Source organism: Streptomyces sp. NPDC033165 (assembly GCF_055577965.1).
The window spans coordinates 124923-149215 of record NZ_JBVIPK010000004.1; the positions used below are offsets into that span (position 1 = coordinate 124923).

General features: G+C 71.3%; 22 protein-coding genes and 2 pseudogenes. 15 read left to right on the forward strand and 9 right to left on the reverse strand.

Going from position 1 to position 24293, the window contains the following annotated elements:
• Nucleotides 1-526: 526 nt before the first annotated feature.
• The 7 genes and pseudogenes from ACZ5WC_RS11785 to ACZ5WC_RS11815 all read left to right on the forward strand — a co-directional run.
• Nucleotides 527-664 (forward strand): hypothetical protein, encoded by a 138-nt coding sequence (locus ACZ5WC_RS11785; RefSeq protein ID WP_179500251.1) that lies wholly within the window; start codon nucleotides 527-529, stop codon nucleotides 662-664.
• Between the two features lie 94 nt (nucleotides 665-758).
• The gene (locus tag ACZ5WC_RS11790) at nucleotides 759-1400 is read left to right on the forward strand and encodes a flavoprotein (RefSeq protein WP_468540643.1); all 642 of its coding nucleotides are present in this window, start codon (nucleotides 759-761) and stop codon (nucleotides 1398-1400) included.
• Nucleotides 1401-1440: 40 nt separating this feature from the next.
• Nucleotides 1441-2598, forward strand: a complete 1158-nt coding sequence (locus tag ACZ5WC_RS11795; RefSeq protein ID WP_468540644.1) for a macrolide family glycosyltransferase — start codon at nucleotides 1441-1443, stop codon at nucleotides 2596-2598.
• The gene (locus ACZ5WC_RS11800; protein WP_468540645.1) at nucleotides 2595-3377 is read left to right on the forward strand and encodes an NAD-dependent epimerase/dehydratase family protein; all 783 of its coding nucleotides are present in this window, start codon (nucleotides 2595-2597) and stop codon (nucleotides 3375-3377) included. The genes ACZ5WC_RS11795 and ACZ5WC_RS11800 overlap by 4 nt, the downstream gene beginning before the upstream one ends.
• A 601-nt stretch (nucleotides 3378-3978) precedes the next feature.
• Nucleotides 3979-4098, forward strand: a pseudogene (locus tag ACZ5WC_RS11805) (transposase); the annotation flags it as partial.
• A gap of 110 nt (nucleotides 4099-4208) precedes the next feature.
• Complete coding sequence (locus tag ACZ5WC_RS11810) at nucleotides 4209-4346, forward strand: hypothetical protein (RefSeq protein WP_468540987.1); 138 nt, start codon at nucleotides 4209-4211, stop codon at nucleotides 4344-4346.
• Between the two features lie 385 nt (nucleotides 4347-4731).
• Nucleotides 4732-4830 (forward strand): annotated as a pseudogene (locus ACZ5WC_RS11815) (hypothetical protein); the annotation flags it as partial.
• 169 nt (nucleotides 4831-4999) lie between these two features.
• Here the strand turns inward: ACZ5WC_RS11815 and ACZ5WC_RS11820 are convergent.
• From ACZ5WC_RS11820 to ACZ5WC_RS11840, 5 genes are read right to left on the reverse strand one after another with little or no spacing between them, the layout of a single operon-like run.
• Complete coding sequence (locus tag ACZ5WC_RS11820) at nucleotides 5000-5980, reverse strand: ABC transporter ATP-binding protein (RefSeq protein WP_468540646.1); 981 nt, start codon at nucleotides 5978-5980, stop codon at nucleotides 5000-5002.
• Nucleotides 5977-6981, reverse strand: coding sequence for an ABC transporter ATP-binding protein (locus ACZ5WC_RS11825; RefSeq protein WP_468540647.1), 1005 nt, complete (start codon nucleotides 6979-6981; stop codon nucleotides 5977-5979). Before ACZ5WC_RS11825 ends, ACZ5WC_RS11820 begins: the two co-directional genes overlap by 4 nt.
• Nucleotides 6981-7967: an ABC transporter permease gene (locus ACZ5WC_RS11830; RefSeq protein WP_468540648.1), complete on the reverse strand. Its 987-nt coding sequence runs from the start codon at nucleotides 7965-7967 to the stop codon at nucleotides 6981-6983. The genes ACZ5WC_RS11825 and ACZ5WC_RS11830 overlap by 1 nt, the downstream gene beginning before the upstream one ends.
• Nucleotides 7964-8890: an ABC transporter permease gene (locus ACZ5WC_RS11835; protein WP_468540649.1), complete on the reverse strand. Its 927-nt coding sequence runs from the start codon at nucleotides 8888-8890 to the stop codon at nucleotides 7964-7966. Before ACZ5WC_RS11835 ends, ACZ5WC_RS11830 begins: the two co-directional genes overlap by 4 nt.
• Nucleotides 8891-8903: 13 nt before the next feature.
• Nucleotides 8904-10652 carry an ABC transporter substrate-binding protein gene (locus tag ACZ5WC_RS11840; RefSeq protein WP_468540650.1) on the reverse strand — a complete coding sequence of 583 codons (1749 nt, stop codon included), beginning with the start codon at nucleotides 10650-10652 and terminating at the stop codon, nucleotides 8904-8906.
• A 202-nt stretch (nucleotides 10653-10854) separates the two neighbouring features.
• Here ACZ5WC_RS11840 and ACZ5WC_RS11845 point away from each other — a divergent pair, with 202 nt between their 5' ends.
• The 7 genes from ACZ5WC_RS11845 to ACZ5WC_RS11875 all read left to right on the forward strand — a co-directional run bounded on the left by ACZ5WC_RS11845 (nucleotide 10855) and on the right by ACZ5WC_RS11875 (nucleotide 18096).
• On the forward strand, nucleotides 10855-12012 hold the full coding sequence (locus tag ACZ5WC_RS11845; RefSeq protein ID WP_468540651.1) for an NAD(P)/FAD-dependent oxidoreductase: 1158 nt from the start codon (nucleotides 10855-10857) through the stop codon (nucleotides 12010-12012).
• A 47-nt stretch (nucleotides 12013-12059) separates the two neighbouring features.
• Nucleotides 12060-12374 carry a (2Fe-2S)-binding protein gene (locus tag ACZ5WC_RS11850; protein WP_468540652.1) on the forward strand — a complete coding sequence of 105 codons (315 nt, stop codon included), beginning with the start codon at nucleotides 12060-12062 and terminating at the stop codon, nucleotides 12372-12374.
• A complete protein-coding gene (locus ACZ5WC_RS11855; RefSeq protein WP_468540653.1) occupies nucleotides 12355-13854 on the forward strand; it encodes an FAD-dependent oxidoreductase in 1500 nt (499 codons plus the stop codon). Before ACZ5WC_RS11850 ends, ACZ5WC_RS11855 begins: the two co-directional genes overlap by 20 nt.
• 123 nt (nucleotides 13855-13977) lie before the next feature.
• On the forward strand, nucleotides 13978-14886 hold the full coding sequence (locus tag ACZ5WC_RS11860) for a dihydrodipicolinate synthase family protein (protein WP_468540654.1): 909 nt from the start codon (nucleotides 13978-13980) through the stop codon (nucleotides 14884-14886).
• Nucleotides 14887-14985: 99 nt separating this feature from the next.
• The gene (locus ACZ5WC_RS11865) at nucleotides 14986-15990 is read left to right on the forward strand and encodes a proline racemase family protein (protein WP_468540655.1); all 1005 of its coding nucleotides are present in this window, start codon (nucleotides 14986-14988) and stop codon (nucleotides 15988-15990) included.
• The gene (locus tag ACZ5WC_RS11870; protein ID WP_468540656.1) at nucleotides 15987-17360 is read left to right on the forward strand and encodes an aldehyde dehydrogenase family protein; all 1374 of its coding nucleotides are present in this window, start codon (nucleotides 15987-15989) and stop codon (nucleotides 17358-17360) included. Before ACZ5WC_RS11865 ends, ACZ5WC_RS11870 begins: the two co-directional genes overlap by 4 nt.
• Nucleotides 17361-17415: 55 nt before the next feature.
• On the forward strand, nucleotides 17416-18096 hold the full coding sequence (locus ACZ5WC_RS11875) for a GntR family transcriptional regulator (RefSeq protein ID WP_468540657.1): 681 nt from the start codon (nucleotides 17416-17418) through the stop codon (nucleotides 18094-18096).
• A 216-nt stretch (nucleotides 18097-18312) separates the two neighbouring features.
• Here ACZ5WC_RS11875 and ACZ5WC_RS11880 read toward each other — a convergent pair whose 3' ends face one another.
• The 4 genes from ACZ5WC_RS11880 to ACZ5WC_RS11895 form a co-directional block, all read right to left on the reverse strand.
• On the reverse strand, nucleotides 18313-19503 hold the full coding sequence (locus tag ACZ5WC_RS11880) for a cytochrome P450 family protein (RefSeq protein ID WP_468540658.1): 1191 nt from the start codon (nucleotides 19501-19503) through the stop codon (nucleotides 18313-18315).
• Nucleotides 19500-20690, reverse strand: coding sequence for an MAB_1171c family putative transporter (locus tag ACZ5WC_RS11885; RefSeq protein WP_468540659.1), 1191 nt, complete (start codon nucleotides 20688-20690; stop codon nucleotides 19500-19502). The genes ACZ5WC_RS11880 and ACZ5WC_RS11885 overlap by 4 nt, the downstream gene beginning before the upstream one ends.
• Nucleotides 20687-21214, reverse strand: coding sequence for a regulator component (locus tag ACZ5WC_RS11890; RefSeq protein ID WP_468540660.1), 528 nt, complete (start codon nucleotides 21212-21214; stop codon nucleotides 20687-20689). The genes ACZ5WC_RS11885 and ACZ5WC_RS11890 overlap by 4 nt, the downstream gene beginning before the upstream one ends.
• Nucleotides 21215-21474: 260 nt before the next feature.
• A complete protein-coding gene (locus ACZ5WC_RS11895; RefSeq protein WP_468540661.1) occupies nucleotides 21475-21930 on the reverse strand; it encodes a helix-turn-helix domain-containing protein in 456 nt (151 codons plus the stop codon).
• An 827-nt stretch (nucleotides 21931-22757) separates the two neighbouring features.
• Here ACZ5WC_RS11895 and ACZ5WC_RS11900 point away from each other — a divergent pair.
• Complete coding sequence (locus tag ACZ5WC_RS11900) at nucleotides 22758-24104, forward strand: lipase family protein (protein WP_468540662.1); 1347 nt, start codon at nucleotides 22758-22760, stop codon at nucleotides 24102-24104.
• Nucleotides 24105-24293 lie beyond the last annotated feature (189 nt).

The window sequence follows — 24293 nt, forward strand, 5'->3', positions numbered from 1 at the left end:
CGCTTCCCGACCCCTCCTTCCCCCTCTCCCCCCCACCTTCGACAAAGGGACGCCGATCCCCCCCCCCCCCCCCCCCCCCCCCCCCCCCCCTCTCCCCCCTCCCCCCCCCCCCCCCCCCCCCCCCCCCCCCCCCCCCGAGCCACGAGTTCCGCGACGATCCCCGCCGTCGGATTGACGTGGCCGGTGCCAGGAATATTGAAGAAGGCGATATGGGACATCGAACCACCGCTTTTCCGGACGGGCAGAAATTTGATCGGAAGCGCACCGTAGCAAATGACCCGGCCTGTTCGGTACGTGAAAGTGGGCGCAAGTGCAGGGAGGGGGCGATGGTTGAGGCCCCGTCTCGAACCCGGGTGTGAGGTGAGGTGGTCGACTCATACCGGCAGGGTGGCTGGGAAACCAGTTAGGGGGCTGAAGAATTCGAGGGCGTGCCTCGGACACGATGGCGTCGGCTGTCCGGTTCCACGGCAGTCCTGCTGGTTCTTCGGATCCGGCAGAATTAATTCACTATTCAAGGAGGCACCCCATGCCCGTCGCCGAGCTGCTCGCCGATGACCTTCTCGAGCTGGACGCGCTGACCGAGGACGACCTCCTCGTCGAGGCCGACGACAAGGAAGCCCAGGCTGTCCTGTGTGCTTGCTGCTGCTCCTGGTGCGGTTGCTGAGTATCGGTCTGATGGACGTCTCCCGGGAGGCTTCGGCCTCCCGGGAGGTGCAACGAGGTCGGAGTGCGACATGCCAAATGAAGAGAATTGGGGAATGCCTTCGATGAAGGTTCCCCCTGTCGGGATGAAGCGACTTCTCCTGATCGGAACCGGATCATCCAATGTCGCGTTCCTTCCTCTCTGGGTCAACTGGTTCCAGGTAAGTTACCCGGATGTGGAAATGCGCATTGTTCTCACCCGGTCCGCGCAGCGGTTCGTGACACGTGAAGGGCTTTCCGTCCTCACGAATCGCCTCGTGTTCGAGGATTCCTGGTCCGAGGAGCCACAATCACGCAAACTCCACGTGGAGCTGGCCAGCTGGCCGGACGCGATCGCCGTTTATCCGGCCGGAATGCATTTCATCGCGCGACTGGCACAAGGCCTCGCGGACACCCCCGCGACCATGGCTCTCCAGTGCACGCAGGCCCCCATCGCGCTCGCCGCGGCGCTGCCGCCCGGGGGCTGGGAGAGCGCCGCGATGCGGGATCACCGGGCCCGCCTGGCGGACCGCGAGAACGTCGTGCTTCAGCCGCCGGTCATAGGGCTCAGCATGACGACGGGCCGCAACGACGGGAACCAGCCCGAAACGCTACCCAACCTCCTGCGGAGCCTCGAAGAACTGCGCGCACGGCGTGCCGCCGGGCACGAGCGGCCGCGAGAGGACTCCGGGGCGATGCGTGGTGGCGATGTCGCCTGACAAACGCGCGGCAGGACACCGGCAGGGTGATGGCCGCCACGTGGCGATCGTCACCGCCGCTGCCCACAGCCACATCAGCCCGCTGCTGGGCACGGTCTCCGAGCTGGTGAGCCGGGGCGTTCGGGTCAGCTACGCCACCACGGAGCGGTTCGCACCGCTCGTGGAGGCGGCGGGGGCCACGGCCGTGGTCTTCCGGTCGTCCCTGCCCGCGGACCCGGCCCATTGGCCGACCGACGTCCGGCGGTTGCCGCTCCTCTACCTCGCCGACGCCCGAGCGGTACTGCCCCTTCTGGAGGCGCACTTCGGCGGCGACCGCCCAGATCTCGTCCTCACCGAGGATCCGGCGGGCGCCGGGAGCGTGCTTGCCGCGAAGTGGGGCATCCCGTCGATGCAGGTGTGGACGTACCTCGCCGCCCGTCGGCACTGGTCCCTCGCCGCACCGGATGCGCCCGGCGCCAACCCCGTTGCCGGGGAGTTCCTGTCCGGGCTCGCCTCGTTCCTGGCCGAAGAGGGCATCCGGACCGAGGTGAGCGCACACCTGGACGCGGCCCTCTCGGGAGGGCTCGTCCTGGTCCCGCGCTCCTTCCAGCCGGACGGTGACGGCTTTGGCGAGTCGTACACCTTCGCTGGGCCGGCCCTCCCGCCCGCACCGGACTCCTCGCGGTGGGCACCGCCATCAGGCGGTGCCCCGGTCGCACTGGTCACCCTGGGCTCCCTCGACCACGGCCACCCGGAGTTCTTCGCCACCGCGGCGGAGGCGTTCGCCGGTCTCGACTGGCACCTGGTGATGGCGATCGGCGACCGCACCGACCCCGCCGCGCTCTCCACTCTGCCCCCGAACGTGGAAGCGCACCGCTGGGTTCCGCTGCGGGCCGTCATGGCGCACGCCTCGCTGGTCATCCACCACGGGGGAATGGCCACGATGATGGAGAGCCTGCACCACGGCGTGCCGTCCTTGGTCGTTCCGCGGCTCCGGGAGCAGGCCGACACCGCCAGGCGGGTGCGGGAGCTCGGGCTCGGCACGGCCATCCCCCTCCGATCGGTCACGGCCGACCTCCTGCGCAGGTCGGCGCTCGCCGTGCACGCCCACGACGGCGTACGCCGCCGGGTGCGCGCGATGCGCGACGAGATCCGGAGCCTTGGCGGAGCGGGGGCAGCGGCCGGCGCCGTAGTGCGACGGCTCCCGGCGGCGGCATGACGAGGGAAGTCATCGGCCGGGGCTTCCTCGCGGAGTACCTCCGTCAGCACCTCCCCCCAGACGCGTCGGCGACCATCCTGGCCGCCGGTGTCTCGGACACATCGGAGACATCACCAGAGCGGTTCCGCCGCGAGGCCGCGATGGTGTCCGAGACCGCACTGCGGTGCAGAGAGGGTGGTCGGCTGCTGGTGTTCCTCTCCTCTGCGGCCACTGGGCTCTACGGAAGGGAGGGTGAGGGCCGTGAAGACTCCCGGGTGGCCCCTGTCTCCCCGTACGGGCGGCACAAGTTGGCCATGGAGCGGCTCGTGGCCAACTCCGGGGCGCACTGGCTGACGCTCAGGCTCAGCCACGTTGTCGGCCCGCGCCAGAACCCGGCGCAGTTGTTCCCCTCCCTTCTCCGCCAGATCCACTCGGGCACGGTCGTGGTGCACCGCGGGGCCCGCCGAGACTTGATGGGCGTGCATCATTTCGCCACGGTGCTCGACCGGTTGCTCGCTCTGGGTGTGCGCGACCGTACCGTCAATGTGGCTTCCGGGATGGCCTTTCCTGTCGACCAGATCGTCACGGCCCTTGAGTCGGAGATGGGCAGATCCGCGAACCGGACCTTTTTGGATGTGCCGTCCGAGACCCTGCGCATCTCCAACCAGCTCATGCGGGCTCTAGTCCCCGAAGTAGCCGATTTCGGGTTCGGCCCCCGATACCTGGACAGCTTGGTCGGCCGCTACGTAGGACGCCAGGCGGGTGGGTACGTTGAGAAGTCCCCCACACGGACATGGTGACTGGGGGACAGTAGCGGCCAGAGCGAGGCGTGTAGGCGGAGTTGGGCCAGGGCGCCCGCTGGGGCGGATAGGCCGGTCCGGCGGTGTCTGCAGGCTGCCGTGTCCGGCGAGGCGGGGAGGGCCGCTGCGAGCCAGCGTCGCGCTTCCGTACGCAGCGCCCATGGAGCACACCACTCACGCCATGAAGCCCGGTTCACAAGTCCCTGATCTGTGACTCTCCTTCACCTGTTTTGGCTCGATCTGTTCCTTGGGGCGCATCATGTGGAGTGCGTGGCGATCCTTGAACCGGTCGCGAAGGGCTCCTGACCTGCGGTTTTGTCTGTGCGCATTATGTGCAGTGTGGGCGCTACGGGCGATATCTTGACGCTGAAATGACGCCCTCCGAGGCATCGTGACGCTCGTTTGACGTTCGTTCTGATGGGGTATCAGGCGACCTGTTGGGCAGGTCAGGCCCTCTCGGCGTTGGGCTTGATCCGCTTTGACGGACATTCGAGATCAGGGGTTCGTCCCCGGAAGGATGTCCATCGTGGAGAGCATGGGGAAGAAGAAGCCTCGTCCTCGCCGTTCGTTCACGTCGGAGTTCAAGGCCGAGATCGTAGAGCTGTGCCGGCGCGGTGACCGCTCGGTCGGTCAGATAGCCAAGGACTTCGACCTGGCCGAGACCGCGGTGCGGGACTGGGTCAAGCAGGCCGAGGTCGACGCGGGCGAGCGGGACGGGCTGACCAGCAGCGAACGCGAGGAGCTGGCCGCACTGCGGCGGGAGAACCGCCGCCTACGCGAGGACGTCGACATCCTCAAGCGGGCCACGGCCTTCTTCGCGAAGGAGACCCGGTGGCGGTGCACCCGTTCATCGAGGCGGAGAAGCACGCAGGTCACAGCGTCAAGCGCGCCTGTGCGGACGGCGCCGCGTCGCCAGGCTCATGCGGGATGCCGGACTTCAAGGCCGGCACCGCAGGCGGCGACACGTGACCACCATCCCCGACCCGCGGGCCGCCGTCAGGCCCGACCTCATCGGGCGCGACTTCGCACCCGACGCGGCCGCACTCGACATCCGCTGGTGCGGCGACATCACGTACATCCCGACCGATCAGGGCCGGCTCTACCTGGCCACCGTCATCGACATCGCCTCCCGCCGTGTCGTCGGCCGGGCAACGCCGATCATCTGCGGACCGATCTGGTCGCCGACGCCCTCAAGGCCGCCTGCCGACGGCGCCGCACCCGTCCGGTGTTCTCCCACTCGGACCGCGGGTGCCAGTGCGCCAGCCAGCAATTCACTTCCCTGGCAGCCGAGTTCGACGTCCGGCTATCGGTCGGTCGCACCGGACAGTGCGGGGACAACGCCCTCGCCGGGTCCTTCTTCGCGACGATCAAACGGGAACTGCTTGGCAGGAAACCCTGGCCCAGCAGGGCTCTCGCCCGCACCGCGATCCTCGCCCGCACCGCGATCTTCGAGTGGATCGAGAGCTGGTACAACTTGCAGCGGCTGCACAGCAGCCTCGGCTACCGCAGCCCGCCGAATACGAGACCGCACTCGCAGCCTGACCACCACACCAATGGCGTCCGTGAAAGCGGAGCAAGCTCAACCCATCGTTCCCGGGCACACCGTATGCCGCCCTCCGCCGTCAGGAGCCCTCGGGGAAGTGGCAGGCGACCCGGTGGGTCTCGCCCGGGGCGTCGGTCCGCAGCAGTGGGGCTTCGGTACGGCAGACCGGCTGCGCCTTCGGGCAGCGCGGGTGGAAGGTGCAGCCGGGCGGGGGAGCGGCCGGGCTCGGCGGGTCGCCGAGCAGGGTGATGCGTTCCCGGGTCCGCTCGGCGACCGGGTCGGGCAGGGGCACGGCGGAGAGCAGGGCCCGCGTGTAGGGGTGCGCGGGGGCCGCGTACACCCGTTCCTTGTCCCCGATCTCGACGATCCGGCCCAGGTACATCACGGCGACCCGGTCGCAGACCCGCTTCACGACGGAGAGGTCGTGGGCGATGAAGAGGTAGGCGAGGCCGAGTTCGCGCTGGAGGCGCTCCATCAGGTTGACGATCTGGGCCTGGACGGAGACGTCGAGGGCGGAGACCGGTTCGTCGGCGACGACGAGCCGGGGGCTGGTGGCCAGGGCGCGGGCGATGCCGATGCGCTGGGCCTGGCCGCCGGAGAACTCGTGCGGGTAGCGGTCGATGTGTTCCGGGATGAGGCCTACCAGTTCCATCAGTTCCACGGCCCGCTTGCGTGCGTCGGCCGCCGAACTCCCCTGCACGAGCAGGGGGTCGGAGATGATGCGAGACACCGTCTGCCGCGGGTTGAGGGAGGAGTGCGGGTCCTGGAAGACCATCTGGAGGTCCTTTCGCAGCGGCTTCAGCTCGCGCTGCGACAGATGTCCGATGTCACGGCCGTCGTAGCGGACGGACCCGGAGGACGGCTCCAGGAGGCGGACGATCGTGCGCCCGGTGGTGGACTTGCCGCAGCCCGACTCGCCCACCAGGCCCAGCGTCTCGCCGGCCGCGATGTCGAAGCTGACGCCGTCGACGGCCCGGATCGGGGCGGCGCGCCGCCGCCCGGGGTAGGTGGTCGTCAGCTCCTGTACGGAGAGGAGGGGTTCCGCCTTCGTGGGCTTCATGGGGCGACACCTTCGTACGCGGGGAAGTGGCAGGCGACCGGGTGCCCGGCAGGTCCGCCGAGCGCGGGGCGCTCGGTACGGCAGTGGGAGCGCTCGTCGTCCGGTGCCTCCGCGGCCCGTGGACAGCGAGGGGCGAACGCGCACCCGGGCGCGGGGGCGAGCAGGGACGGCGGGCTGCCGGGGATCGCCCGCAGCGGGGCGTCGTCGCGGTCGTCGAGGCGCGGCAGGGAGTCGAGCAGTCCTCGGGTGTACGGGTGGGACGGTGTGGCGAACAGGGCGTCCACCGGGGCATGTTCGGCGGCCCTGCCGCCGTACATCACCAGGACGTCGTGGGCCACCCGGGCGATGACCCCGAGATCGTGCGTGATCATCACGACGGCGAGCCCGCGCTCCTCCTGGATCTGGGCGATCAGTTCCAGGATCTGGGCCTGGACGGTGACGTCGAGGGCCGTGGTCGGCTCGTCGGCAATGAGGAGTTCCGGTTCGCAGGCGAGCGCCATCGCGATCATCACGCGCTGGCGCATGCCGCCGGAGAACTGGTGCGGGTACTCGCGGGCCCGGCGCCGCGGCTCGGGGATGCCGACTTCGGCGAGTGCCTCGACGGCCCGTTCCCGTGCGGCCTTGCGGCCGCTGCCGAAGTGCACCCGGTGGTGTTCGGCGATCTGCTCCCCGACGGTGTAGTACGGGTGCAGGCTGGAGAGCGGGTCCTGGAAGATCATCGCCATCTTCCGGCCCCGTAGCCGGTTCAGCTCGCGCTCGGGCAGGCCGACGAGTTCCCGGCCCGCCAGGGTGATGGAACCGGTGACCTCGGCGCCGGTGTGCAGACCGAGCACGGCGAGCGAGGTGACGGACTTGCCGGAGCCGGACTCGCCGACGATGCCGAGGGTCCGGCCGGGCCGGACGTCGAAGGAGAGGGCGTCCACGGCCCGGACGGGGCCGCGCGGAGTCGGGAAGGTGACGGTGAGGTCCCGCACCGAGAGCAGCGGTGGGGTGTCGGTCATCAGTACCTCACTCGCGGGTCGACGACGGCGTACAGGAGGTCGACGGCCAGGTTGGCGACGACGATGAAGGTGGCGGCGAGCAGGGTGACGCCCAGGATGACCGGCTGGTCGCCGGTGGACAGCGCTCCGTAGAAGAGCCGCCCGATGCCCGGTAGTCCGAAGATGGACTCGGTGATGACGGCGCCCGCGAGCAGGCCGCCGAGGTCCATGCCGAAGATGGTGAGGATCGGCGTCATCCCGGCCCGCAGACCGTGCTTGACGACCACGGTGCGGCGTGGGAGGCCCTTGGCGCGGGCGGTGCGGATGTACGGCTCCGCCATCGTCTCGATCATCGAACTGCGGCTCTGCCGCGCGTACATGGCCGCGTACAGGATCGCCAGCGCCAGCCAGGGCAGCAGCAGGTTCGACGCCCAGCCGAGCGGGTCGGAGCCGAAGGGCGTGTACTGCGGATAGGGCAGCAGCCCGGCCACCCGGATCAGGCCGTAGATCAGCAGGACCGAGGTGAAGTAGACGGGCAGGGAGGCGGCGGCGACCGCCCCGACCATGAGGGCGCGGTCGGTCAGGGTGTCCTTGCGCAGCGCCGCCGCGACGCCCGCGGAGAGTCCGAGGAGCAGCCAGATCGCGGCGGCGCCGAGCGCGAGCGAGGCGGAGACCGGGAGCCGGTCGACGAGGAGGTCCCACACGCCCTGGCTGTTCTCGTACGAGTAGCCGAGGCAGGGGAAGTCGCAGTGCAGGGCGTACTGGCCGCTGCCCATGGTGCGGCCGGTGAAGATACCGGTGGCGAAGTCGGCGAATTGCCGCCACAGCGGCTGGTCCAGGCCCATGTGGGTCCGGATCGCCTCCAGGCGCTCCGTGCTGCACGACTTGCCGCAGGCCGCGGCGGCCGGGTCGGAGGGCAGGACGTAGAAGATGGTGAAGGTGACCGCGGCGATGGCGACGAGGACGCCGACGACGCCGAGCAGCCGACGGCCGAGATAGAGGATCACTTGCGGCTTCCTCTCGGGTCGAGGATGTCGCGCAGCGCGTCTCCGAGCAGGGTGAAGGCGAGCACGGTGAGGAAGAGGCAGAGGCTCGGGACGATGAAGTACATGGGGTCCGTGTCGTAGTAGGCGACGCTCTCGGCGATCATCTGTCCCCACGACGGTGTGGGGGGACGGACGCCGACGCCGAGGTAGCTGAGGGCGGCCTCGGTGCTGATCATCCCCGGGATGATCAGGGTCGTGTAGGCGATGACCGGCCCGGCGACGCCCGGGAGGATGTCCCGGGTGAGGATGCGCCAGGCGCCCGATCCGCCGACGCGGGCCGCGTCGACGTACTCGCGGTGCTTGAGCGACAGGGTCTGGCCACGGACGACGCGGGCGATGCCGGGCCAGCCGAACAGGCCGATGACCAGGGTCATGAGCACGATCCGGTTGACGTCCCGGGCCACCGACATCATGGCGATCATGAAGATGAGGGACGGGAAGGACATGGTCAGGTCCATCAGGCGGGAGAGCACGGTGTCGGTGCGGCCGCCGAAGTAGCCGGCCGCGATCCCGGCCGCCACGCCGGCGACCACGACGATCGCGGTGGCGGCGAAGGCGATGAGCAGGGACACCTGGGCGCCGTGCACCACCCGGGCGAACAGGTCGCGGCCGGTGACGGGTTCGACGCCGAGCCAGTGCTCGGAGCTGACCCCGCCGAGCGGGCCGATGGGGAGGCCGCCGAGGTAGGGGTCGACGGCCGTCTTGTCGAACTCGTGGGGGCCCCAGCCGCCCAGCGCACTGAGCAGCGGGGCGGCCACGGCCATGACCACGAAGAGGGTGATCACGGCGAGGGAGAACTTCACGGCGGGGCGGCGGCGCAGTTCCGCACGGGCGAGTTGCCAGGGGCCGCTGCCCGCGCGCCGGGGCGGGGAGAGGGTGGGCATGACGGGGTGGCCCTCAGTTCCCGCTCGCGGAAGGGTTCTTGAGGCCGACCGTCGCGTAGTCGATCTGCCCGCCGAAGGAGGTGTGGCCGTAGGCGCCGGCGATGTTGGTGCCGAGCAGCAGGGGCATGCGCTCGACCACGGCGGGCGCGGTCGGGGCCTTGCCGAGGATCTGCCCGTCCAGCTCCTGCCAGGCTGTGTTGGCCAGCTCGGCGTCCGCCATGGCGGCGATCTCGTCCATGCGCTTCATGGTGGGCTCGTCACGGAAGAGGGAGTGGTTGCCGGAGTTGCCCTTCTCCTTGATGTAGCGGCCGTCGAAGACGAACGGCAGGAAGGTGGAGCCGGACGGGTAGTCGGGGCACCAGCCGGTGTAGACGAGGTCGGTGCGGTTCTTGGTGTCGCCGATCGTGTCGTAGAAGGCGGAGGGGTCGACCGTCTCGATGGTCACCTTGATCCCGGCGCGGCCCAGCGACTGCTGGATCGCCTCGGCGACCCCCTTGTCGCCGTTGGACACGGTGATGCTGGTGGAGAAGCCGTCGGGCTTGCCCGCCTCCTTCAGGAGCTGCTTGGCCTTGGCGACGTCCCCGGCGGGCGGGACCTTGAGGGTGTCGGGCTGCTTGCCGCCGTCGAAGAGGGAGCCGGGCATGAGGGCGCTGGCCGGGTCGTTGAGCGCCGGGCCGCCGGAGGCGGTCAGGACGGCCTCACGGTCGAGGGCGTACTGCACGGCCTGGCGGACCTTGAGGTGGTCGAAGGGTGCCCGGCCGGTGTGCATCTGCACCATCTCGGTGCAGTTGGTCGACTCGGCGAGCAGCCGCGCCTTCACCTCGGGCCGGGTGAGCACCTTCGGGGTGGACTCGGGGCGCAGCTTCCCCCAGGACACGGCCGAGGCGTCCGCCCCGGAACTCGCGATGAGCCGGTCATCGATCTGGTTGCCCTTCAGGCCCATGGTCACGACGATCCGGTCCGGGTACGCCTTGCGGACCTGGTCCGTAGCCGGGGCCCAGTGGGTGTTGCGCACGAGGACGAGCTGCTTGTCCCGGGCGTACGACTCGATCTTGTACGGGCCCGAGGAGAACGGGCGGTTGTCGTACTGCGGCCCCTTGTCCCGGGCCTTGGGGACCGGGGCGAAGGTGGGCAGGACCGTGGCGTAGGGGAACTCGGCGAAGGGCTTGCGCAGTTCGAAGACGATCGTGCGGTCGTCGGGGGTCTTGACGGAGTCGAGGTGCTTGCCCTGGGCCGGGCCCTGGTAGCCCTCGGCCCCGGCGAGGTAGCGGGCCGCGTAGTCGGGGCCGCCGGGCAGGTCGGGGGAGAAGGAGCGCTCGACGTTGTACTTGACGTCCTGGGCGGTGACGGGGGTGCCGTCCTCGTACTTGAGGCCCTTCTTCAGGCGGAAGGTCCAGGTCTTCGCCCCGTTGGAGGAGGTGCCGAGGTCCTCGGCCAGGTCGGGTATCAGCTCGCCGCCCTCGGGCCCCGGTTCGGCCTTGTACGTGACAAGGGTGCGGTAGAGCAGCCGGGTGCCGAAGTCCATGTCGCCCATGACCCAGTTGCGGGCCGGGTCGAGGTGGGTGAAGTCCTGGTTGGACAGGACGGTCAGGGTGCCGCCCCGCTGCGGGGTCCCGCCGACCGTCGTGCCGTTGTTGACGGTCACCGGCTTCCCGCCTGCGCGGCCACCTGCCTCGTCGCCGCCCGCGCAGGCGGTCATGCCGAGAGCGAGGGCCGTCACCAGGGCGGTGGCGAGGGCGGTGTTGCGTGCGTTTCTGTCCATCAGGAGGTCACTCCGCGAGCCGTCGGAAGCCACAGTGCGGCTGGAATATGACCTGTAACATAGTAATGTGAAATTGCACTGACAAGGTGTCGGGGGTGCCGTTACCCATCCGTGTCCGAGGGGTCTTCGGGGCCGGGATGCTCCCGGTTCGATAGCCGCCGAGGGTCTTGGCAGGCGCGGTGCAATGTGAAATGTTACTGCCGTGCTCACGAGAAACAGCTCGGATGTCATCGTCATCGGCGCCGGTGTGATCGGCGCGGCCTGCGCCTTCTACGCCGCCCGAGCCGGCCTCGCCGTCACCGTCGTCGACCGCGGCTCCGTCGCGGGCGGTACGACTGGTGCGGGTGAGGGCAATCTCCTGGTCTCCGACAAGGGGCCGGGCCCCGAGCTCGAACTCGCCCTCCTGTCCACCGGACTGTGGCGCGAACTGGCAGGCCTCCTGCCCGAGGGGATCGAGTACGAGCTCAAGGGCGGCCTCGTCGTCGCCTCCGGCGAGGCCGGGATGCGCGCCCTGCGCGACTTCGCGGCCGGACAGGAGAAGGCGGGCGTCACCGCCCAGGAGGTGTCGGCGGACCGCGTCGGTGAACTGGAGCCCTGCCTGGCCCGCGGCCTGCCCGGTGGTTTCCTCTATCCCCAGGACGCCCAGGTCATGCCCGCGCTCGCCGCCGCCCACCTGCTGCGCGCGGCCGGGGAGCGGGTACGCGTCCGGCTCGGCGAAGAGGTCGTCGGCCTGCTCACCGGCTCTGCCGGGGAGGTGCGCGGGGTGCGTACGACGGCCGGGGAGATCCACGCGCCGTACGTCGTGAACGCCGCCGGGACCTGGGGCGGCCGACTGGCGCGGATCGCGGGGGTGGAGCTGCCCGTGCTGCCCCGGCGGGGCTTCGTCCTGGTCACCGAGCCGCTGCCGCGTGTGGTGCGCCACAAGGTGTACGCGGCCGACTATGTCGCGGACGTGGCCAGCGGATCGGCGGCGCTGCAGACCTCCCCGGTGGTCGAGGGCACCCCGGCGGGTCCGGTCCTGATCGGAGCGAGCCGGGAGCGGGTCGGCTTCGACCGGACGCTCTCGACCGAGGCCGTGCGTCGCCTCGCCGCCGGGGCCACCGCGCTCTTCCCGGTCCTGGCCACCGTACGGGCGATGCGGACCTACGCGGGTTTCCGGCCGTACCTTCCGGATCATCTGCCGGCGATCGGGCCCGACCCGCGGGTCCCCGGACTCCTGCACGCCTGCGGGCACGAAGGGGCGGGGATCGGACTGGCGCCGGCGACCGGCCTGATCATCGCGGCCTGCCTGGCGGGCGGGGAACCGCCCGTCGACATAAGGCCGTTCAGACCGGAGCGATTCGATCCGCCGGCGCCGTGAGTCCGTCCCGCATCACCAGTCGCACGTACGACCCGAGAGGAGGCCCCGTGGCCCGCACCCCAGCCGACCTGGTCGGGGCACAGCCCGATCCGCCGTTCGAGATCACCTTCGACGGACGCCCCGTCGTCGTCCTGCCCGGTCAGACCGTCGCCGCCGCCCTGTGGGGCGCCGGTGTCCTGGCCTGGCGCACCACCCGCGGCGGCGGTCGGCCGCGCGGCGCGTTCTGCGGCATCGGGCAGTGCTACGACTGCCTCGCCACGGTCAACGGCGTGCCGGGCCGCCGGGCCTGCCTGGTCCCCGCGCAGCCCGGCGATGTGATCACGACACAGGAAGGGCACGGCCATGACCGACTCGGCGCCTGAACCGACCGGCTCCTACGACCTCGCGGTCATCGGAGCGGGTTCCGCCGGACTCGCCGGGGCCGTCACCGCCTGTGAGCTCGGCCTCTCCGTCGCCTTGCTGGACTCCTCTCCCCAGCCCGGCGGTCAGTTCTACCGGCATCCCGCACCCGCCCTGGGCGCGGTGCGGCCCGAGGCACTGCACCACGACTGGTCCGCCTTCTCCGACCTGCGGGGCCGCCTGGCGGCGAGCGACATCGCCCACCTCGCAGGCCATCACGTGTGGTCCGTCGTGCGGGAGGCCGACGGTTCCTGGTCCGTGCACGTCGTCACCGGCGCCGACGGCACCGCGGAACGACCCGTCCGGATACGAGCCCGGGCGCTGTTGCTCGCCACCGGCGCGTACGAGCGTCAGCTGCCCTTCCCCGGCTGGACGCTGCCCGGCGTCGTGGGCGCCGGAGGCGCCCAGGCCATGCTCAAGTCCGGCCTCGTGCTCCCCGGCCGACGCGTCGTGGTGGCGGGCAGCGGTCCTCTCCTGCTCGCCGTCGCCTCGTCGCTGGCAGCGGCCGGCGCGCGGGTGCCGGCCGTGGTGGAGGCGTCCGGATACGCGCGGTACGCCCGCCATCCCCGGGTACTCCTGACCAACCCGCGGAAGGCCGCCGAGGCCCTGGTCCACAGCGCCGCCCTGCTCCGCCACCGGGTACGCGTACGGCCGCGCAGCGCCGTCACCGAGGTGCACGGCACCGACCGGGTCGAGGCCGTCACCGTCACGCGCCTCGACCAGGACTGGCGGCCCGTGCGGGGGACGGGCCGCCGGATCGACTGCGACGCGCTCGCCGTCGGGCACGGGCTCGTTCCCCACATCGAGCTGGCCACCTCGCTCGGCTGCGCCACCCGCGTTCTGCCGGACCGCACGCTGGGCCTCGCTCTGGACGACCTCCAGGAGACCTCCGTCCGCGGCCTGTGGGCGGCGGGGGAGACCGGAGGCGTGGGCGGAGCCGAACTCGCCCGCATCGAAGGGGAGCTGGCCGGGCGAGCGGTGGCCGCGCGACTGGGCGGAGGGCGGGGTGCCGGTGCGGGGCGGACCGCGGGGCTCCGGCGCCGCCGGGACCGCATACGCGCCTTCGCCGACGTCATGGCCGCCGCTCACGCTCCCGGCCCCGGCTGGACCGCATGGCTCGACGACTCCACGGAGGTCTGCCGTTGCGAGGAGGTCACCGCGGGGCGGGTCCGCGAGGCGGTCGCCGACCTCGGGGCGCGGGACGCACGGACGGTCAAGCTGCTCACCCGGGCGGGCATGGGCTGGTGTCAGGGGCGGATGTGCGGGACGGCCGTCGCCTGCCTGGCAGCCCGCGACGGCCAGGGCGAACCACCCGCCGAGCGCCGCCCGTTCGCCGTGCCGGTTCCGCTGGCGACGCTCGCCGCGCTTGACGAGACCACGGCACAGGGGGCCGCGCAGAGCGAAGCCCCGTCAACCGAAAGCCCGTCAACCGAAGGCCCGTAAACCGGATGCCCGTAGACCGGAAGCCCGTAGACCCGAAGCTCTTTGGACCGACAGCCCGGCGAGGGCCGCCGCGTTCCCTCGTGCGACTGAATAAAATGTCACACGCTACAGAAAGGTCCTGACATGACCACCACCGGCTGGAACAGCGCCCGCCCCTGGCGCGGCATCATGGTCGCCACCACCCTCCCCTTCCGCGAGGACTTGTCCGTCGACTACGACGCCTATGCCGAGCACGTGGCCTGGCTGATCGCCAACGGCTGCGACGGTGTCGTCCCCAACGGCTCGCTCGGCGAGTACCAGACCCTCACCGACGCGGAGCGGGCCCAGGTGGCCCGTACCGCCGTCGAGGCGGCGGGCGACGGTGCGCGGGTCATGCCGGGCGTCGCCGCCTACGGCAGCGCCGAGTCCCGGCGCTGGGCCGAACAGGCCGCCGAGGCCGGCTGCGGCTCGGTCCTGCTCCTGCCGCCGAACGCCTACCGCGCCGACGAGCAGGCGGTGAGCGCGCACTACGCGGAGGTCGCCGGGGCCGGCCTCCCGGTCGTCGCGTACAACAACCCCATCGACACCAAGGTCGACCTCACCCCCGGTCTGCTGGCCCGGCTGCACACCGAGGGCAGCATCGTGGCCGTGAAGGAGTTCAGCGGCGACGTCCGCAGGGCCTACGAGATCGCAGAACTCGCCCCCGAACTCGACCTCCTGATCGGTGCCGACGACGTCCTGCTGGAGCTGGCCCTGGGGGGCGCGGTCGGCTGGATCGCCGGCTACCCCAACGCCTTTCCCGCGAGCTGCGCCGAGCTCTACCATGCCGCGGTCGCGGGTGATCTCGCCACCGCGCTGCCGCTCTACAAGTCCCTGCACTCGCTGCTGCGCTGGGACTCGAAGACCGAGTTCGTGCAGTCGATCAAGCTCTCCATGGACATCGCGGGCCGCCGAGGGGGCCCCACGCGCCCGCCCCGGCTCCCGCTCACCGGCGCCACGCAGGCCGGAGTGCGGACCGCCTCCGAGAAGGCCGTCGCCGACGGCCACCGCTGACGGCCGCTGACGCGCCCGACCCACGGACCCGCCGCGGCCTCCACGGCCGGCCGGGGTCCGGCCCTCCGACCTGTCCGCCCAACGCCCGAAAGGAAGTCCGTGCGTACCCGTCATGTCTTCCACGCCGTCGACTCGCACACGGAGGGCATGCCCACCCGTGTGATCACCGGGGGTGTCGGGGTGATCCCCGGTGCCACCATGGCCGAGCGCCGACTGCACTTCACGGAGCACCTGGACCACCTCCGTACGCTCCTGATGTACGAGCCGCGCGGGCACGCCGCGATGAGCGGCGCGATCCTCCAGCCGCCCACCCGGCCCGACGCCGACTACGGCGTGCTCTACATCGAGGTCTCCGGCCTGCTCCCGATGTGCGGCCACGGCACGATCGGCGTGGCCACCGTTCTCGTGGAGACCGGCATGGTGCCGGTGACCGAACCGGTCACCACCGTGCGGCTCGACACCCCGGCCGGGCTGGTCGCCGTCGACGTACAGGTGGAGGACGGCGCGGCGAAGTCCGTCACGCTCACCAACGTCCCGTCCTTCTCCGTCGCCCTGGACCGCAAGGTGACCGTCCCCGGAACCGGCACGGTCACCTACGACCTCGCCTTCGGCGGCAACTTCTACGCCTTCGTCCACCTCGACGATCTCGGCCTGCCGTTCGACCGCGGCCGCAAGGACGACCTCCTCGCGGCCGGACTGGCGATCATGGAGGCGATCAACGCCTCACCCGGGCGGCCTGTCCACCCGGAGAAGCCGGAGATCGCCGGGGTCAAGCATGTCTACCTCGCCGCCCCCGGCTCCGACGCACGCCACTCCCGGCACGCCATGGCCATCCACCCCGGCTGGTTCGACCGCTCCCCGTGCGGCACCGGCACCTCGGCCCGCATGGCCCAGCTCCATGCCCGGGGCGAGCTGCCGCTCGGCACCGACTTCGTCAACGAGTCCTTCATCGGCACCCGCTTCACCGGACGGCTCACCGCCGAGACCGAAGTCGGCGGCCTGCCCGCCGTCGTCCCGACCGTCACCGGCCGCGCCTGGATCACCGGCACCGCCCAGTACTTCCTCGACCCGGACGACCCCTTCCCCGGAGGCTTCCTCCTGTGACCACCGCCTCTTCCACCCTCACCTCCAGCAACCCCGCCGACCCGTCCGACGTACTCCTGCGGATGCTGGCACCCGGCGCCTTCGCGGCAGCCGACGCCGTCGAGGGGGCCCGTGCCGCCCAGCCGGGCTGGCTGCACGCCGGGGCCGCCGCCCGCTCGGCCGCCCTGGGCGCTATCGCCGCCGCCCTCGACGAGGCGGCCGGTGAACTGGCCGCGCTCGCCGTCCGCGAAGTCGGCAAGCCGCTCACCGAGGCCCGAGCCGAGATCACGCGCGCCGCCGCGATCTGGCGCTACTACGCCCAGGCCCCCTACGAGGCCGTCGGCGCCGTGCACGAGCCCGGGGCCGGCAGCGGGCTCCTTCTGACGCGCCGCCGCCCGCACGGCGTGGCCGGGCTCATCACGCCCTGGAACTTCCCCTTCGCCATCCCGAGCTGGAAGGCGGCCCCCGCGCTCGCGGCCGGGAACGCCGTCGTCCTCAAGCCCGCCCCCGAGGCCACCGCCTGCGCCCAGCGCCTCGCCGAGATCGTCCACCGGTCCGTTCCCGCAGGGGTGTTCACCGTCCTGCCCGGCGGGGCGACCGAGGGCAGCGCGCTGGTCTCCGCCGCGGACGTGGTCTCCTTCACCGGTTCCACCCCCGTCGGGCAGGCCGTCGCCCGAACCGCGACGGCCCGGGGCGTCCCCGTCCAGGCCGAGATGGGCGGCCTGAACGCGGCGATCGTCCTGCCGGACGCCGACATCGAGCAGGCGGCGGGCCACATCGCCGCTGCCATCGCCGGCTACGCGGGGCAGAAATGCACTGCCACCGGCCGGGTGATCGCCGTCGGCGCCGCCCTCACGCCCCTGCGGGAGGCGCTCGCCGAGGCGCTGCGGGCCCTGCCCGTCGGCGACCCGTCCGACCCGGCGACCGTCTGCGGTCCGCTGATCGGTGAGCAGGCCCGCGACCAGGCCGCCGGGGCGTGGCGGGGACTGTCCGTACTCGCCGGCGGCACCGTGCCGCCCGGCCCCGGCTGGTACGCGGCACCCACCCTGGTCGAGAAGGTCTCCCCGGGGCACCGGCTGCTGCGCGAGGAGGTCTTCGGCCCCCTGGCGGCCCTGCTGCCGGCCGACGACCTCGCCCACGCGGTGGGAATCGCCAACTCCGCACCGTACGGCCTGGTCACCTCGGTACACACCGCCGACCTGAGCACGGCGCTGGGCGCTCTCGACGGGCTCGACACTGGGATGATCCGGATCAACGCCCCCACCACGGGCGTCGACTTCCATCTGCCCTTCGGAGGAACCAAGGCGTCCAGCCACGGCCCGCGCGAACAAGGCCGGGCGGCCCTGGAGTTCTACACCTCCAGCCGGACATACACCCTGTCACCTGCCTGAGCAACGTGACATTGTACTGTGGCGGTCCGGACCATACGGAAGGATCACCACCGCCATGGGGCACCTGACCCGCCGCGACCTCAACGCCTCCCGGGAGCGGCTGCGCGACCAGGTCGCCCACGCCCTGCGCGCCGCCCTGATCTCGGGCGAGCTCAGGCCCGGAGCGGTGTACTCGGCGCCGACCCTCGCCGAGGACTTCGGCATCTCCGCCACCCCCGTCCGCGAGGCGATGCTCGACCTGGCTCGTGAGGGCCTGGTCGAGCCCGTCCGCAACAAGGGGTTCCGCGTCACCGAGGTCGACGATCGAGACCTCGACCAGTTCACCGAGATCCGTGCCCTCATCGAGATCCCGGTCACCGGCCGTGTCACGCGCACCGCAACCCGCGACGAGTTGGAGGCATTGCGGCCGCTCGCCCAGGAGATCGTGCGCGCCGCCCGCGACCACGACCTCATCGGCTACCTGGAGGCCGACCGGCGCTTCCACCTCGCACTTCTCGGCCTCGCGGGCAACCAGCGGCTCGTCGAGACCGTGAGCGACCTGCGCAAGCGGACCCGCCTGTACGGCCTCACGGCACTCGACGAACGAGGGGAACTGATCCCGTCGGCCGAGGAGCACCTGGAACTCCTCGACGTCATGCTCACCGGCGACGCCGAGGGCGCGGAGGCGTGCATGGCCCGGCACCTGGGCCATGTCCGCTCCCTGTGGGCCAAGGGCGAGCGACCGGCTGAGGCGTAGCGCGGGGGTATGGGCGGCTGAGGTCTCCTCATGCCCAGGGCGACGCGGCGCACACTGCCGAGCAAGGCAATGTCACACGTCACTGACTCGGCCTCCATCGGCGGAGGACCTGACCCGCGCTGTTCCCGGGACCGAGTACCCAGGACCAGCGCGGCTGACGAAGCACCGCCGTGGCGTCCCGCTCGTCGGCCCTGTGCCGCAAGCCGCCGCTGAGGTTCAGGCGAGGGCGAGAGGGAGGGCGGTCAGGCCCCGGGTGAGGCGGGTCCGGCGCCAGGTCAGGGCTTCCGCGGGGATGGCCGGGCGTGTGTTCGGGAATCGGGTCACCAGGGTGCGGAGGGCGATTTCCGCCTCGGCCCGGGCCAGTGGGGCGCCCGGGCAGCGGTGGATGCCGTGGCCGAAGGAGAGGTGGCCGCCGGCGTCGCGGTCGAGGTCCAGACGCTGCGGGTCGGGGAACTCCGCCGGGTCGCGGTTCGCGGCCCCGGGGGCGATGAGGACCGGGAAACCCGCCGGGATGTCGACCCCGCCGACGCGCAGGTCCTCCGTGCTGTGACGGAAGGTGGCCACGCTCACCGGGGAGTCGAAGCGGAGCAGTTCGTCCAGGGCGCCGGGGATCAGGTCCGGGTCCCGGCGCAGGCGGTCGAACGCCTCCGGGTGCCGGAGCAGGGCCAGGACGGCGTTGCCGATGAAATGGGTGGTGGTCTCGTGCCCGGCGACCATGAGGAGGGCGGCCAGGGAGACGGTCTCGTCCCGGTCGAGGCCGCCCGCGTCGCAGTCGCGCAGGAGGGAGTGGAGCGGGCCCTCGCCGGGGGCGGCGCGGGCCGTGTCGACGAGGTGGGTGAGGTAGTCGCCGATCCGGTGTGAGGCGGCGTCGACACGGTCGGTGTCGGTCGCGTCGAAGAGGTCGTGGGACCAGCCGGCGAGCGTGGCGCGGTCCGGTTCCGGCACCCCCAGCAGCTCGCACACGACGGTGACGGGCAGGGGTACCGCCAGGTCCGCCACCAAGTCGACCTCCGTGCCCGGCCGCCACGCGGTCATGAGGTCGTCGACGACCCGGGTGATGTACGGGCGCAGTTCCCGGACGCGTCCGGTGGTGAACAGGGGTGTCGCCACCCGCCGGTGGCGGGTGTGCGCGGGTGGGTCGCTCGCCAGCATGTTGCGGGAGATCGCCGGGTGCAGGTCGCGGTTCGAGGGCCGGTCGGCGAAGAAGCGCGCCGTGTCCTTGGACAGGCGGGGGTCGGTGAACGCCTCGCGGGCCTCGGGGTGGCCGGTGATCAGGTACGCGTGGTGTCCGCCGGAGCCGTTGGGGATGCGCTGCACCGGGCAGCCTTCACGCAGCCGGTCGTAGGTGGGGTAGGGGTCGGCGAAGAAGCGCGGGTCGCGCAGGGGGTCCTGCCGCGGGGCGGTCACGAGGCCGCTCCCGCGTTCGCGGGCGCCGGGCGCCGCGCGTAGGCGTCCGCCACGAGCAGCAGCCACGCGGTCTCCGCCGGGAGGTCGCCCTTGCGTGAGCGGGTGCCGGCAGCGGGCGGGGCCTCGTCGCCGTCGGGGGTGAGTCCGGCGCGCTTCGCGTCGACTGCCGCGGCGATGACCGCGGCCTCCACCTCGGCCTCGCCCTCGGGGGTGTCGGCCGCGCCCCGGCGGGCGACCTCGGCGGCCGCGGCGTCCCGTACCGATGCTTGACGGTACCGGCGCAGGGCCAGTACGCAGTCGTTGATCTCGATGACGCGGCGGTGCAGGTGGAAGTCGAGGTCGTGGGCGTCGGCCCCGGTGTTCCCCGGGTCGAGCACGACCTCGGGGACCGCTGCGGTGACCTCCTGCCACAGCGCTTCCAGCGCGGTGAACGAGTTCCGTTCCCAGCGACGCCGACGCAGTTGGCTGAGCGGCCACAGCAGGGCGGGGAGGGTGAGTCCGACGGTCATGAGGAGCACGGCGACGGCGGGTGCGGTCACGCTGAAGGCGCAGCGGAAGGGGGTCAGCGGCGTCGAGCACCGGGCGCCGTCGGGAACGAGGCCGAGACCGAGGCCGATGGAGACCAGGGCGAAGAGCTTGTACGCGGCGTAGACGAGGGCGAAGCCACAGCCCACCGAGGTCGTGCGCAGCCCCCAGCGCTGACTGCGTCGGGTCGAGCGTTTGGACTGGGCCCAGGTCTGCAGCAGGAAGTCCTTGGCCGTGTACCCCAGGTAGGAGATGTAGATCAGCACGTAGCACGCGTACAACGCCGGGTTTCGTCCGGTGAGTTGTTCGGCGACGAAGAAGGCGGTCATGCCGGCGACGGAGATCGCGAGGGCGATGACGCGCAGTCGGATCTGGCGGTGGGCGCGTTCGCGGTCCAGATTGAGCTGGAAGAGGAAGGCGAGGACGGAGGTGGCCGCCGTCAGGGTGAAGGTGTTGCTGAGGAGCCGGGCGACGTGAGGGACCACGGATTCCACCGCGCGTTCCACGGCGGGGGCGTAGGAGGCGAAGGCGAGGGCGAACGAGGTCAGGAGCGCCGCCATCGCCCAGGTGCCCGTAGGGCGGTGTCCACCGCGTCCTCGCACCCAGTAGGCGGCGAAGCACAGCAGCACGACGGCCGTGCCCGTGAACAGGATGTTGATCATTTCGGGTGGCGCTTCTTCCTGTGCGGCTTGGCGAACAGTGCGTCCCAGCTCTCGGCGCCGCTGGCGGGCCGGCTCGATGGGCCTTCGCGTCCCCGGTACATGAGTTGCCGGATCACGCTGGCCATCACCTCGGCCTCGCGTTCGTCCTCGCTGGAGTAGCTGGTCCGGCCGGACATGCGCTGAACGAGGGTGGGGTCGAACCCGATCGCGCTCAGGGTGTCCTGGTCCAGTTCCAGGCTGCCGGGGTGGTCGCAGACGATGTGGCTGATCTCGTGGGCGAGGATGTGGTTCTGGTGGAGGGGTGAGGTGGCCTCCTCGTAGAACAACAGGTCGGCGTCCGGGGTCTCCAGACGGATGCCGCACGGGGCGTCCAGGGCGCCCAGGGTGCTCAGGGGGCGCAGGATGATGGGGCGTCCGCGTTGTTCGGCCACGGCGTCGCGGAGGTCGCGGGTGCTGAAGCGGTGCGGGAGCCGAAGGGCCTCGACGCGTGCCTCGCACGCGGCGCGAAGCTGCTCAAAGTCCATGTCCTCACTCTGCTGACGCCAGTCGGGGGTGGTCGGCCGGGGCGAATCTCCCCCTGGAAGCCCGGTGCGAGCGCCCCAATGCTGACATGTTCGCGACTCCGCTTCGAGTGCGGGGTGCAGCCCGCGAGGTGCCGTGCGGACCGGGATGCCGGGCTTGTCCGGGGAAACGCCTGATACCCCCCTGGTGATGAGAGCCACAGGGGGGTGTCGACCCGGGGCGGTGGCCGTGCGATCGCCGCCCGGTGCGCGGTTCAGTCGTCTCAGTCGTCCAGGTTCAGGTCCTGCGCGTTGTCGTCGGTGGTGAGCCCTTCGAGTTTCCGGGCCTGTTCGATCACGGTGGACAGCATCTTCAGACTGTCGACGCTCAGGCCGTTGGCGCGCAGGGCCACCTTGCGCACGTCCTGGTCACGCATGGCGGCGAGGAGGCCGATCTCCGCCTTCGTGCGTTCGGCGGCCGCGCTGTCGACGAAGTAGCCCGCCGGTACGCCGAAGAAGTCGGCCAGGGCTTTGATGGTGTGCCGCGTCGGGTTCCGCTTGGCGCCCGTGCGTAGTTGCTGGATGGCACTCGCCGTCACGCCGCGGCCCTCTCCGGTCGCAGCCTCGCGGATTCCCTCAGCGACCTCCGCGTAGGTGTACGGCCCCCGGGAAGGGGGGTGCACCTCACGGAAGAGGTGGTCCAGGAGCTGGGCGAAGGTGGGCGACTGGTCATCCTCCACGTAAACGACCTCCTTGGCATGATGCCGAGTCCTTGCCCACCACAGTGTTTCTCGAAGCCCCCAGGGTCGGCCCCGGCGACACTTTGGTTGACGCCTGACAGATACTCTGGTGTACGTTATCAACGCTTCGTCGCCACTGAAGTGTCGAGGGGGCGCTGGCGGCGCGGGCCGGGCCGAGGTTGAGCTTCACGGGGGTGAGCTCGGCCGACGGCGCGGAGCGCCGTGGCCGTGCCGGGCGGATTCGCCCCGGCCTGCGCGCGACGAGGCGGGGAGTGTGGGGGCCCGGCGCCCCTCCGGTTCGCCGACCGGCGCAATCGGACGGAGTCCGGGCCTGCGGCACCGTGCCCGGGTGTGTCGCCGGGTTCGGTCATTGCGTCGCACGCTTGGCCTCTCCGGCCTCTCCGGCGTCTTCGCTGTCCTCGGCGGCTTCCGGGTGGCGCGCTGCGGGCGGTCCGGCCGCGCGCGGCAGTCGTCGGCCGACTGTGCGAGAGCCTGGTTGGCCGGGCTCGTCCCGTAAGCCTCGACGAGGGGCGCGGTTGAGGCGATCACCGGAAGCTCGGCGTCGCCTGTCAATGCTCGCCCGTGACCCGTGACCCGCCGCCCGCCAGTCGTCGGGCCGAGAGCGCCGGTGGCGCCGGGCGGGGGCTGGGAGGGGAGCGTCGGCGGGCGGCCGCGCGGCCCGTGTCCGTCGATGTGAACGAGAAGAGCGCGCACACATCTGTACGCCGGGAAGTTACCTCCAGTAAGTTACCGCTTGGTAAAGGCTGTGTTGCCTCACCGACCAGGCTTGCCGCCTCATTCACTCAGATTCAGATACCGGGGGAGTCATGAACCGGAGCACCGCCGGCCTGCTGGCCGTCGCCGTCGTCACCGCCCTCACCGTCGGCGCGGCGCCGGCGGTCGCGGCCGCGCCCGCCGCAGCCGCGCAACAGACCGACAGCAGGGCGTCCGACCCCTTCTACCGTTACGACGGCAGTGAGCCGCTGTCCTCGTACGAGCCGGGCGACGTGTTGAAGAAGCGCACGCTGGACTACCACATCCTCGGTATCCCGACGCCGGTCAAGGCCATCCAGCTGCTCTACCGCTCGACCGACGCCCAGGGCCGGCCCTCGGTCAACGTGACCACGGTGGTCCGCAGTCACCGCGGCGACGGCAGCAAGGCCGTTTCGTACCAGTCGTTCTACGATTCCCTCGACCCCGAGGACGGCCCCTCCCGGGCCATCGCGGGCAAAGTCACCCTCGGCGGCATCATCGCCAACGTTGAATCCCTGGTCATGGCACCGCTGTTGCTCAAGGGCTACGACCTCGTCATCCCCGACACCGAGGGCCAGACCGCCGAGTTCGCGGCCGGTCCCGCGTACGGGACGAACACGCTCGACTCGATCCGGGCGAGCACCCGGGCCGCGGGGACGGGTCTGCACACCGGGACCAGGTTCGGACTGCTCGGCTACTCCGGTGGGGCCATCGCCACCAACTGGGCGGCGGCCCTGGCTCCCGCGTACGCGCCCGAGGTCAACAAGCAGCTGGTCGGCTTCGCCGAAGCGGGCGTGCTCGTCGCGCCGGCGCACAACCTGAAGTACGTCGACGGCACCCTCGTGTGGAACGGCGTGATGCCGATGGCGGTCATCGGCGTATCCCGTGCCTACGACATCGACATCAAGCGCTATCTGAACCCGAAGGGCATCGCGGTCTTCGACGAGCTCGAACGCGGCTCGATCATCGACGCGCTGGGGCGCTACCCGGGGATGACCTGGAAGGACCTGGCCAAGCCGGAGTACAAGGACCCGAACTCCATTCCCGCCTTCGTCGACGCGGTCAACAAGGTCAACCTCGGCGAGGCCGCCACCCCGACCGTCCCCGGCTTCATCGGGCAGGGGAACGCGGGCTGGCTGGAGGGAACCTTCAACAAGCCCGCCGGCATCGGCAGCGGCGACGGTGTGATGGTGGCCGGTGATGTGCGGGCGCTGGCCAACCAGTACTGCGCCACCGGCAACACATCCATCAAGTACGAGCAGTACAACCTGCTCAGCCACTTCGGCGCCATGCCGTACTGGACACCGCGCGCGATGGCCTGGCTCGACGACCGGTTCGCGGGCAAGGCCGCCCCCACCAGTTGCGGTCGCATCCCCGCGGGCAACTCGCTGGAGCCGGAGAAGGCGGTCGGCACGAACTGACCGGCCCGTAGGGCAGCGGTGCGGCCTGTCTCGGCGTGGGGATCGGCCCGTACGGCGGTGGGGGGGGGGGGGGGGGGGGGGGAAAAAAAAAAAAAAAAAAAAAGGGGGAGGGGGCGCCCCAAGCAACACCCCCGAACCACCCTGGGTGGGGGCGCTGCCAGAAACTCTTTCTGGGGGCTAGAGCGGAGC